The sequence below is a fragment of the Bacillus sp. PS95 genome (assembly GCF_037963565.1).
Lineage (GTDB): Bacteria > Bacillota > Bacilli > Bacillales > Bacillaceae > Bacillus > Bacillus subtilis.
In genome coordinates, this window is sequence record NZ_CP150160.1 from 3,069,930 (window position 1) to 3,081,251 (window position 11,322).

13 protein-coding genes are annotated in these 11,322 nt (G+C 41.6%); 1 reads left to right on the top strand and 12 read right to left on the bottom strand.

Annotated elements, in window-relative coordinates:
- Positions 1 to 79: 79 nt before the first annotated feature.
- Positions 80 to 826 carry an LMBR1 domain-containing protein gene (locus NSQ12_RS16045; RefSeq protein ID WP_048655239.1) on the top strand — a complete coding sequence of 249 codons (747 nt, stop codon included), beginning with the start codon at positions 80 to 82 and terminating at the stop codon, positions 824 to 826.
- Between the two features lie 36 nt (positions 827 to 862).
- Here NSQ12_RS16045 and bceB read toward each other — a convergent pair whose 3' ends face one another.
- The 12 genes from bceB to NSQ12_RS16105 form a co-directional block, all read right to left on the bottom strand.
- On the bottom strand, positions 863 to 2,803 hold the full coding sequence (gene bceB, locus NSQ12_RS16050; protein WP_080529693.1) for a bacitracin ABC transporter permease BceB: 1,941 nt from the start codon (positions 2,801 to 2,803) through the stop codon (positions 863 to 865).
- Positions 2,793 to 3,554 carry a bacitracin ABC transporter ATP-binding protein BceA gene (gene bceA / locus NSQ12_RS16055; RefSeq protein WP_003229137.1) on the bottom strand — a complete coding sequence of 254 codons (762 nt, stop codon included), beginning with the start codon at positions 3,552 to 3,554 and terminating at the stop codon, positions 2,793 to 2,795. Before bceA ends, bceB begins: the two co-directional genes overlap by 11 nt.
- A gap of 101 nt (positions 3,555 to 3,655) precedes the next feature.
- Positions 3,656 to 4,660 (bottom strand): two-component sensor histidine kinase BceS, encoded by a 1,005-nt coding sequence (gene bceS / locus NSQ12_RS16060; protein WP_003229135.1) that lies wholly within the window; start codon positions 4,658 to 4,660, stop codon positions 3,656 to 3,658.
- Entirely contained in the window at positions 4,653 to 5,348 is a 696-nt protein-coding gene (bceR, locus tag NSQ12_RS16065) for a two-component response regulator BceR (RefSeq protein WP_339175140.1), read from the bottom strand. Before bceR ends, bceS begins: the two co-directional genes overlap by 8 nt.
- A 96-nt stretch (positions 5,349 to 5,444) precedes the next feature.
- On the bottom strand, positions 5,445 to 6,755 hold the full coding sequence (ytrF, locus tag NSQ12_RS16070) for an ABC transporter permease YtrF (protein WP_015251399.1): 1,311 nt from the start codon (positions 6,753 to 6,755) through the stop codon (positions 5,445 to 5,447).
- Positions 6,745 to 7,440, bottom strand: a complete 696-nt coding sequence (gene ytrE / locus NSQ12_RS16075) for an ABC transporter ATP-binding protein YtrE (protein ID WP_106073700.1) — start codon at positions 7,438 to 7,440, stop codon at positions 6,745 to 6,747. Before ytrE ends, ytrF begins: the two co-directional genes overlap by 11 nt.
- A 14-nt stretch (positions 7,441 to 7,454) precedes the next feature.
- The gene (ytrD, locus tag NSQ12_RS16080) at positions 7,455 to 8,432 is read right to left on the bottom strand and encodes an ABC transporter permease YtrD (RefSeq protein ID WP_106073701.1); all 978 of its coding nucleotides are present in this window, start codon (positions 8,430 to 8,432) and stop codon (positions 7,455 to 7,457) included.
- A gap of 29 nt (positions 8,433 to 8,461) precedes the next feature.
- Positions 8,462 to 9,448, bottom strand: coding sequence for an ABC transporter permease YtrC (ytrC, locus tag NSQ12_RS16085; protein WP_029726914.1), 987 nt, complete (start codon positions 9,446 to 9,448; stop codon positions 8,462 to 8,464).
- Positions 9,442 to 10,320, bottom strand: a complete 879-nt coding sequence (gene ytrB / locus NSQ12_RS16090; protein ID WP_144483335.1) for an ABC transporter ATP-binding protein YtrB — start codon at positions 10,318 to 10,320, stop codon at positions 9,442 to 9,444. The genes ytrC and ytrB overlap by 7 nt, the downstream gene beginning before the upstream one ends.
- The gene (gene ytrA / locus NSQ12_RS16095; RefSeq protein ID WP_003229121.1) at positions 10,313 to 10,705 is read right to left on the bottom strand and encodes a GntR family transcriptional regulator YtrA; all 393 of its coding nucleotides are present in this window, start codon (positions 10,703 to 10,705) and stop codon (positions 10,313 to 10,315) included. Before ytrA ends, ytrB begins: the two co-directional genes overlap by 8 nt.
- A 33-nt stretch (positions 10,706 to 10,738) precedes the next feature.
- On the bottom strand, positions 10,739 to 10,876 hold the full coding sequence (locus NSQ12_RS16100) for a hypothetical protein (protein ID WP_003229119.1): 138 nt from the start codon (positions 10,874 to 10,876) through the stop codon (positions 10,739 to 10,741).
- Positions 10,877 to 11,031: 155 nt separating this feature from the next.
- Positions 11,032 to 11,304 (bottom strand): YtzC family protein, encoded by a 273-nt coding sequence (locus tag NSQ12_RS16105; RefSeq protein ID WP_003229117.1) that lies wholly within the window; start codon positions 11,302 to 11,304, stop codon positions 11,032 to 11,034.
- Between the last annotated feature and the right edge of the window lie 18 nt (positions 11,305 to 11,322).

Consider the following 11,322-nt stretch of genomic DNA (forward strand, 5'->3'; position numbering starts at 1 on the left):
TTTTTCAACTGATGAGCGTGAAAAAATCTAACAAATATTGTTTGAAAAATGTAAAATAAATAGAAAAAGGGGTCATATTATGGAAATGGTATTAGCATTCTTAGGTTTTCTGGCATGTCTCATTGCACTGGGCTATGGATTATATCACCTTGTCAGATATGTACTGAAAAAGGAAAAACGTTTCTCCAAGAGACTTTTTTGGCCGCTTTTCATTGGAGGCCTTGTGCTGCTCTTTACCGGAGCAGCATTGGCAGAACCTGACACTTCCGCAGCAAATGCCGAGAAAAAATATTCAGCGCTAAACGCCGAATACAAAAACCTCACAAAAGAGCATGAAGAACTTGAGAAAGAATATAAATCTGTCAGCTCTGAAGCAAAAAAATTAAAAGACAACAAAGAAGATCAAGACAAGCTTGAGAAGCTTAAAAACGAAAATAGCGATCTAAAAAAGACTCAGAAATCATTAAAAGCTGAGATTAAAGAGCTTCAAGAAAATCAAAAGCAGCTCAAAGAAGATGCAAAAACGGCAAAGGCTGAAAATGAAACACTCCGACAAGATAAAACAAAGCTTGAAAATCAATTAAAAGAGACGGAAAGCCAAACCGCCAGTTCTCATGAAGACACTGGAAGTTCTTCAAACAATACGAGTAAAAGTGATGAAACCAAAACAGCTGACAAAGCAGAAGGCTGTAATATCAAAGGAAGCAAAAACGGCATCTACCACACGCCAGGCAGTACATACTATGACCGGACAACCGATCCGGCTGAAATGTTTTGCTCAGTTGAAGAAGCTGAAGCCGCCGGTTATAGGGCGCCAAAACGATAAACAAAAAGCTCCAGAATGTCTGGAGCTTTTTCTGTTTCACAACGACGATTTAATGACCTTCTTATAATAAAGAACTGACAGAAAACCAAAAATGGAGTAGAGCGCAGTATATAACACCATCACCATAATCATAGGCGCCCATACCTCTGATCCGAATAAGAACCAGCCGGATTGGACGGCAAAGTAACTGTGGAAGAGGCCGACAACGAGCGGAATGCCGAAGTTGTACATTTGTTTGATGCGTATCCCCTTTATCAGGTCGCCCTGCGTAAAACCGAGTTTTCTTAAAATCGTATAGCTCGGTTTTTCATCTTCACTTTCACCCATTTGTTTAAAATAAAGGATACAACCTGATGTAATCAGGAACGTTAACCCTAAGAAGCCGACGATGAACATCACCATACCAAACAGTGATTTTTGCGCAGCGCTTGTATCCAGTCTTGATAAATGCTCGTTTTTCTTGTTCACCTGTTGAAAAAGCTCATTTGCTTTTTCCATTTGATCGTCATGTTTCACATTGACGCCGATAAAGACAGATTGCGCCAGCTGAATGCGGGGGTCTTTATCCTTGTTCAACTGTTTAAACAGGCTGTCATCCACAATGACAGCGGGCATGCCCCCGCTTGTAAACGTGTAGGACACAAGAAACTCTTCTCTTAATCCTTTATATTTTAATGGCTGCGTCTCATGTTTGCTTTTTACTTTAATAACACCAGAGTCCTTGAAAACCATTATTTTTTGCAGCAAGTCGGTGTATCCTGAGAAAACGGCTTCTCCAGCCGCCACATCGACTCCTTTTACATCTTTGTCGCTAACAACAGCAAGCTGCATATTGCCGGGATCGCCCTGCATCTCTTTCGGAGTTCCATCCATGATATTTGCAATGTCAACATTTGCTTGCAGGACAGGTGTTGCCTTTTTTACAAACGAGATGTTGCTTTCCCTCAATCTGTTTTCAAATAACTTGGCATCTTTCTCATTCATGAATGAAAAATCAGAAGCTACATTTTGTTCAGCGGTCTTTTCCGACGAGTAATACGAGATGTAAGCAAGAGATAACAGCCCGATGGCGAGCGCTGAAACGGTTGTAATAATCGTCAGCAGCAGCGCATTCGATTTCATTCTGAACATGATCGATGACAGTGACAGGACCTCAGAAATATTTAAGTAGCCGCCCTTGCTTTTTCGAATGATATTCGAGATAAACGTAACTGATCCTTTATAAAACAAAAACGTCCCGATAATGACGCTCCCCAGAATGAAGCTCATCGCAACAAACAGTTCATTAATGGTCTTAAATTTTCCGCCAAACAGCTCAGAAGACACATAGTATCCTGTCAAAATCAACAAGATGCCTAAAGCGCCGATCAGCATTTGGAAAAATGATATTTTCTTCACTTTGTCTTCAGTGGAGGACGTTACTTTAAACAAAGATAAAATACTCTGTTTTTTGATAAACGTATAATTCATGATCATGATCAAAAGGTAAATGCCGCAGAACACAATGACCGTTTGGACCAAGGCCTGCTCAGAAAAATGCAGTTTCGCATCCGCTTTGACATCGACAATTTTAAACAGAATCATCAAGACAAGCTTCGATATCGAAAACCCGGCCGCTACCCCGATCGCTAATGAACTGAAATACAGCATGACATTTTCTGCACTTAAGATGCGAAAAATTTTATGCTTCGTCATTCCAATTAATTGAAACAGCCCGATTTCTTTACTCCGTCTCTTAATAAAAATCGTATTGGCATATAAAATGAAGATCGCGACCACAGCCACAAGCAAAATCGAAGCGGTTTTAATAGCCGCAGCTCCCTTGATTGAAGCCTTCACTTCGTTAATTGCTGGATCATACTGCAGCGTGACAAAGGCGAAATAAAGCGCCACGCTAAAGATGAGCGCAAACACATACAAATAGTAATTCCGGAGATTCTTTTTCAAATTTCGCAGGATGAGCTGATTAATGTTCATGCTGCACCCCGCCTAACACGCCTTGCGTTTTCATAATATCCTGGAAAAACGTCTGCCTGTCCTGGCCCCCTTTATTCAGCTGTGTATACATTTGCCCGTCCTTAATAAAAATGACTCTGCCGCAGTAGCTGGCAGCGACGGGATCATGGGTAACCATAATAATGGTGGCGTTTCGTTTTTGATTGAGCTGGCTCAGCTTATTTAATAGATCAGAGGCCGATTTCGAATCAAGCGCGCCGGTCGGTTCATCAGCGAAAATAATGCTCGGGTCATGAATAAACGCTCTTCCGGCGGATGTTCTCTGCTTCTGGCCTCCGGAAATTTCATTCGGGTACTTATCCCGCAATTCATATATTCCCAGTTCCTTTGCAACTTCCTCAAACTTGCGATTGGCTTCCTTTTTTGATAGTTTCGTGATCGATAAAGGCAGAAGGATATTCTCTTTCACTGTCAATGTGTCTAACAAATTGTAATCCTGAAAGATAAAGCCTAAATGCTGTTTTCTAAATTCAGCCAACTGCTTTTCCTTCATAGCCGTCATGTCATTTCCATTAATATGAATGGTTCCGTGACTGACCTGATCGATTGAGGACAGAACGTTGAGCAAAGTGGTTTTTCCCGACCCGGAAGCACCCATAATACTGACGAATTCGCCCTTTTCAATGTGAATATCGATGCCCTTCAGCACTTCCTGTTTATTCAGCTTGTTTCCATAACTTTTTCGAATTTTATTCGCTTCTAAAATCACCATTTACGCAGTCTCCTTTATATTGGATAATCTCATTATAAAAAGGAATGCCGGGCTTTTCCTTCGATACGGCGAACAAAAAAGAAAAGCATGTGACATTTTCGTCACACGCTTATGACATGTTCAAATTGATTCCGTATTGGAAAGGTTAATGTAAAAACTGTTCCCGCACCAAACTCCGACTCAACATCAATATGGATCAATAACGGCGCCGCTGCTTTTTTTGCCAAGTACAGGCCCATGCCAGTTGACGCTTGATCATGGTGATCCGTTGTGGATGTAAACCCTTTATCAAAAATACGCGGTACATCTTTTGGATCAATGCCCCTGCCACAGTCCTTCACTTGGAGCTGTGTCTGTTCCCCTTTTTGAAAGCTTTTGATCTCGATTTCAGAGGCTTCGCTGTATTTCACCGCGTTTGTCAGCAGCTGCCTGATGATAAACGCCAGCCATTTTGCATCGCTCAGCACTTCTTTGGCCTCGAGCTTTATGTCAAAACCGATCCCTTTTTGGATACACCACGATTGCAAATCTTTGATTTCTTTAAAGATCAAAGGCTGAAGCTGAATGAATTCTACTGACAGATCGTTTTCAATAAATGATATGCGTTTTTGATGAAGCTGCTGATCAAGAAGCAGGTGAATACGCAGCCATTCATATGACAGCTGGGATTTCAGTGCTTTTTCTTCCATTCTATCAATGATTAAATGCATCGCTGTTAATGGGGTTTTGACCTCATGGATCCATGCCATCAGCTCATCTTTTTCATTTTCCAATGCTAAGCGATGCCGTGCTGCGGTCTGCTTCAAGTGTTCTGTTTGCCCGGCAATGCTTCTTTCAACCATTGCTTCAAACGGCGTTTCCGGTTCATTTATGGCTGTCACATCGAGATTGTTCTCCCATGTTTTCAAGCTTTTATAAAACGCTGTTTCTTTCCGATAGCGGAACCAAAGGAATATGATAAAAAACAAGATGCACAAATACACCATATAAAGTACATTCCCAAATGATATGGAAGGATCGACAAAAGCAATGAACAGCATCAAAGCCTGCTGAAACAAAAACGCGGCAATCCAGCTCCGCCTTTCGATAAGGAATGCTTTAATCATAGAAATGATCGTCTTCCTTCGCGATATAGCCTTGGCCGAACTTCGTCTCGATATATGCGCCAAGCTGCAGGGCGTCCAGTTTTTTTCGCAGGCGATTGACATTGACGGTCAGCGTATTATCACTAACAAAACGCTCATCGTTCCACAAGCTTCTGATCAGCTCTTCCCGGCTGACGATCTTGTTTTTTTGCTCTATTAATTGTTTTAGAATGAACATTTCATTTTTGGTCAGTTCAACAGATCCTTTGTTATTGCTGACGAGGTTCTGCTCCGCGTCTACAGCAGCGCCGCACCACGTTTTAATCGTATTCGGCTCCGTATTATAATGGTGCACACGCCGGAACATCGCTTGGATTTTCGCGATCAGCACATCAAAATGAAATGGCTTTTGAATAAAGTCATCTGCCCCGAGCTGCATGGACATCACCATATCAGCAGGATGATCCCGGGAGGATAAAAAGAGAATCGGAACATTTGACCGGGAGCGGATCAGCCGGCACCAATGAAAGCCGTCAAATTTAGGCAGCTGCACATCAATAATGACACAATCAGGATTAACCGCCGCAAATTCCTGCAGCACCTGACTGAAATCCTGAATGCCGTATACATCATAAGACCATCCCGTTAAACGATCCTTGATTTCATGAAACAGCGATTCATCATCTTCAATCAGCAAAAGTTTAAACAATCAACTCACCGCACTTTTTCCTTTTTTATCAAGTGTATAGCAAAACACCAGCATGTGCTATAGAAAAAGCCGGCTGTCTTAGCCGGCTCGTTCGCATTATAGTTCTCTTCTCAACGCTGTCAGCACGTTGGTTTTTGTTGCTTTTCTCGCCGGGTTCATTCCGGAAATGACTGCGACCCCTCCGCAAATCACAACGGCAATGATCACAAGACTCGCCGGGATGTAGGAGAATGTGTAATTCAAGTCGCCCGCATCACTTCCGCTTGTGGCCGCAAGAATCATCGGAACGGCCAGGTTGACAAGGTAGCTCACGCCGTAAGAAATGATAATCCCAATCACACAGCCTAAAATCCCGATATATGCGCTTTCCATCAAGAACATTCGGCGAATGATTGACGGGCTCGCCCCAATCGCTTTCATAATGCCGATCTCTTGCGTTCTCTCTGTCACCGCCATCGTCATCGTGTTAAAAATGCCGATCGCTGAAATGATAACTGCGATACATCCGACAAAGATCAGTCCGATTTTGAAGACCATGAAGAAGGTATTGGCTCCCTCAAGTTCGGTAGTCACTGATGTGACATAGTACCCGTCATCTGTTAGATCATTTGTCAGCTGTTCCACATTCTCAAACTTATCAGCAAAAACACCAATGTTCGTTTCAACATTTCCGCCTTTGAAATCTAAGAATTCCGAAAAATCTTTTTTGAATTGATCACTGATAAAAATGTTTGAGTCCTCCATCCAGTCTTGAGATGGTTTTTTTGTAATACCGACAATTTTAAAGTCATATGTTTTTGTTTTTGTAACATCCCCTGTTTTAGGATCTGTCTTCGATACACTTAGTTCTATTGTTTTGTTCAGAATATCTTTCGTATAGCCCTTTGGTTCTTTTATATCTTCTGGATTTCCTTTTGCTTCTTCGATTTTTTTGTTATATTCTTCCGATTCTTTTTTCGTCAATAATCTCTTTGCGAAGTCGTATCCTACTACGATTTCATTTTCCGACTTTGCGACTCTTCCCTTTTCCAATTCCATATTGGCCTTTAATTCATCATTCATATTAGTAAAAATGAGATTTGAGCTTTCATTTGTACGATTGCCTAAAGTAGCTTTGTTTGGTTCATACACTTGCGTTCTTTCTACAACTGACCTTACGTGATCATACTTCTCTAAATCAGCTTTTTTAATAGGCTTGTCTCCTTCCTTGCCCATTACACTGACTTTCGTTACAATCTGCTGGCTCATTGTCATATCTGTAATTGTCTTTTGAATCCCAAATCCAACGGACGACAGCACAACCAAAAACGCACACGCCATTGTTGTCGCAAGAATCGTCATAAAGACGCGAAGTCTGTTTTTCTTCATATTTCTTCTGATAAAATGAACCTGATCCTTAAACCTCAACGGTAATTCCTCCTTTTAGCACACCATCATGAAGCTGAAATTTTGAATGTCCGATAGAAGCGACTTCATCATCGTGAGTAATGATCACAAATGTAATGCCACGCTCACGATTCAGCTGCTGGATCAATTCCAGCACTTCATGTTCCGTTTCTGAATCAAGGCTTCCCGTCGGCTCATCTGCTAAGATAATCGAAGGATTTAAAATCAATGCTCGAGCAATACTGACACGCTGCTGCTGGCCGCCTGACAGTTCATTCGGATAATGAGCGGCGTGGTTTTCCAGACCGACGCGTTTCAGCATGTCCTGCACCTTTTGCTTCCGCTCAGAGGGCTTGATCCCTTTTAACGCCAGCGGCATTTCCACATTCTCATACGTCGTTAAACCCGGGATGAGCTGAAAGCTCTGGAAAATAAACCCGAAATGGTCAAGCCGATATTGCGCCCATTCCTTTTCATTAAACCCCGTAACATCAGTGCCATTAATGACAATCCGCCCTTTTGTCGGCGATATGTAGCCGGAAATTAAATTCAAAAGCGTTGATTTACCTGAGCCGCTTCGTCCGACAATGCAGGCGATTTCCCCTTTCGCCACGCTCAATGAAACATCCTTCAATACTGGAACTTCATTCTCACGGCCCTTTTTTCCGATCGTGAAAGAATGGTCGATATGCTGAACATCAATCATATGTTCTCTCTCCCTTACAAAAGTTTCATTTTTTTATAAATCGCAAAATAACTAATCAAGAAACCGATTACCGCACCTGTACACATGCCAATGAGATAACCGGCAAAGCTCTCGCTTGCAGTAAATCCAAAATAGCCGAAGCCCATGATTCCTATGATAATAACGATGATCTGCACCGGGCGGTTAAGCGGCTTCCATAAGAAGAAATATCCGTTTCTTTCATTAGACAGTTTGACAAAGCTAATATAGCCGATAATGTAAAAAATGATAGTCATGATAGCCGGAATGACTAAATAATATGGTGAATTCTCGGCCCATTTCGAGTCTACATAAATTATCGGAATGAAATACTGCACCCATTTAGGTACTGGACCATGGATAAAATCTATTGATCCGCCAAAAAGGATCTCGAGGTTGATCGCAGGCAGGCTGATGAGCAAAAATGGCGAAATGGCCACGGTAAATGAGACTAGAAGCTGTGCGAAACTATTGCCTGTCAAAGCTCCTCCGGCCATAACCAAAGAATAAGCCAGCATGCTGACAATAATCATTCCCAAGCTGTAATTGTGAAAATAAACGGCCTGATCTGGCTTCAAAATCATGATCAGCAAAACAGACAAAACATAACCTATGAGTTGCGGCACCACAATCACCATTCCGCCGGTAAAGAACTTCGTATGAAATATCTGCCCTCTTGTATACGGAAGGCTTAATGTAAAATCAAAAAAGCCCTTGCTTCGTTCAATCCCTAGCTGGCTGACCGCTAAAACGACACCCCAAATCCAGAACACTGAGATAAATGTACCGTTTAAATAGTTAATCGAAAATACGCAGTTTCCGACCCACTCGTTCTGATGATCAACGCAGCCTTGATATGAGATGTACGTATTTAAAACGGTAAAAGGATTGCTAAGCATAAGTACGAAAAAAACCGTGGTTAGCAGAGCTTTATTTTGCTTCCACTCTTTATAAAATAGCCCGGAATCTGGCACACCACTTCCCTCCAAACCGAAAGTATTCCTTAATGTTTCATTTTCTTATTAATAGCGAAGTAGCTCACAAAGAATCCAACAACTGCCCCAATGATCATTCCTAAAATATAACCAATCATTGATTGTCCGGCAGAGTATCCAAACAAACCAAATCCAAGAATACCAAAAGCCATAATCAGAATTTGCACCGGACGGTCTAATCTGTTCCATAAGAAAAAGTGTCCGTTTCGTTCACTTGGAAGCTTTTTGAAGCTTATCAAACCAATCAAGTAAAACAGAATGCTCATGGCAGCTGGAATCATTAAAATATATTTACTATCGATAAGCCAGTCACTTGCAACATAACCAATGGGCACAAGATATAATAAATTGCTCGTCAGAGAGAAATACGCCTCAGGGGAAGGGAACATTTCCCATATATTCACACCAAAAACAACTTCAAAGTTTCCAACCGGCAATGCAACAATTAAATACGGCAATACCGCAGCAGCAAATGCCGTTAATAACTGGGCAAAAACATTCCCCGTTAATGCACCAGCAGCCATCAACAAACAATAAGCCATAAAACTAATCACAATTACTCCAACGCTGCTGTGCTCAAAAAAGTAGACGTGTTCAGGGTTATAGACAAGAATCAGCAGCCACGCAAATAAAAAGCCAATTAATTGCGACAGCACAATCACAAAACCGCCTAACCAAAATTTCGTCTGAAAAATTTGGCTTCTGTTATATGGGAGGCTTAATATAAAATCCATCGTGCCTTTCGAACGTTCCATTCCGAGGAAGCAGACCGCCAAAATGACCCCCGGCACCCAGTTGATATCTATTAGATTGCTCCTATGATAATTCACAATAAATTCACAATATTGCGGGTCTTGATGAGCCAGACACCCTTGATAAGACAAATACGTATTAACGATAGAAAGCGGATTTGCCAATACTAAAAACGCGATACTTAACAAAATCACCACTTGATTCTGCTTCCACTCTCGATAGAGGAGACCTCGGTCTACCATCTCCGCTTCCCTCCAAACTTCGCAATGAACACTTCTTCCAGGTTGACAGGAAGCTCATTCCATACTTTTGGCTTCAGCTCTCTCAAAAAGCTCTTTTTCTCCTCATCGCTTTTCGGAATCAGCACTGTGTAAAACACGCCGGCCTGATCGAGCATCGGAATGTTTTGCTCTCTGATGGCCAAATTGACATCTGTATCAAACGCCATTTGAATTTTGATGTATTCTTCTTTTAACTCATCAAGATCCATGACGTTGGTCAGCCTGTTATCTTCAAGAAAACCAATTCGGTTGCACATCCGCTCTATGTCTTCAAGCCGGTGGGACGTAATCAGGATACTCGTATCACGCTCTGCCACTTCATCGACCATCAGCTGCAGCACATCATGTCTAGTTACCGCATCAATACCATCCGTCGGCTCATCAAGGAGGATCAGCGCCGGTCTCGCCGCAAACGACAGAACGAGCGACAGCTGTTTTTTCAAGCCTGTCGACAGCTCACGGTATTTTTTCGTTTCTGGAATTTCGTATCTGTTCATCAGTTCATTCGCGTACGTGACATCAAATTTCGGATATATTCTTCTCAGGATATCAACAAGCTGCTTGTATGTATACTTGTCGTAAAAAGGATTTTGAACAGGCATGTAGATGATATTTTGTTTGACCTTCGGGTGCTTTTTGATTTCTACGCCGTCAAATAAAATCGTTCCGCTGTCAGGGAAAATGATTTGCTGGATTAAGCGAAGCATCGTCGTTTTCCCTGATCCGTTGCGTCCAAGCAATCCAAAGATTTCTCCTTTTTCGATTGTTAATGAAACATCTTTTAATACTTGATTGCCGTCAATCGCTTTTGACAGCTGCCGTAGTTCAATCATTTTTTTTGCCTCCCTTCACATCTGCGCTGATTTCCTTTATCCATTCGTGCAGTTTTTCCAGCTCAACCCCTGCATAGTGTGCATCGATGATGAGCTGTTTGAGTTGCTCTTTAATCATCGTCATCTTCCCTTCAACCAGTGTCGTTTTTGCATTCTCCGATATATAGGTCCCTCTGCCCCGCAGCGTTTCAATAATCCCCTCTCGCTCAAGTTCTTTATACGCTTTGCTGACAGTGTTCGGATTCGCAATAATGATCGTTGCCAATTCTCTGACAGAAGGAAGCTTATCACCAGGCTTCATGATCCCTTTCAAACAAAGCTCTTTCATTTGCTGAATAATTTGTTCGTAAATGGGTGTTGAGCTTCTTGGATCGATTTGAATCATTTACTTCCCTACTTTCTATACGATCTGAACCTTTTATAGATAAAAATGATCAATTATACTTTTTTGCCATTCAAAACCGATCATCACAAGAACAAGAAAAAAAGAACAAGCGATCACAGATGCCGCAATCAGCATTGGCACGTTACGTTTGTTTCGTTTTTTATGTTTCATAACTGCCTCCCTTAATGTCAATATATAAATGATTTTATATTAGTGTCTATAGTGTATTACTTCAATTAGTACACTTAATACAATAAATACTTTGACTCACAAAGTCAATCCTTTTTTTACAAAAAAAACGGACCCTTTTAAAAGGGTCCGTTTTCCTACACATCAAGAGGGTGCTGCAGGATCATATTATTTTGCAAAGATTGAAGCTGAAGCCTCATTCTGTACAGCTGTTCTCTCTGCTGATCATTTGACGACAGCCATAGCTTATTCAAGGCATTTACCGCATCTTCAAGCTGCATTTGTGCATCACTATATTCTTGATCGTTATAATGCTCTTGTTTAGAAGCGATTTTCAGCTGTTCTTCAGCATAATCATAGGCCTGCATACATTGCTGGAGATGTTCATCTACTGATTGTCTTGTTGCCACAGTAACCCCTCCTCTTGG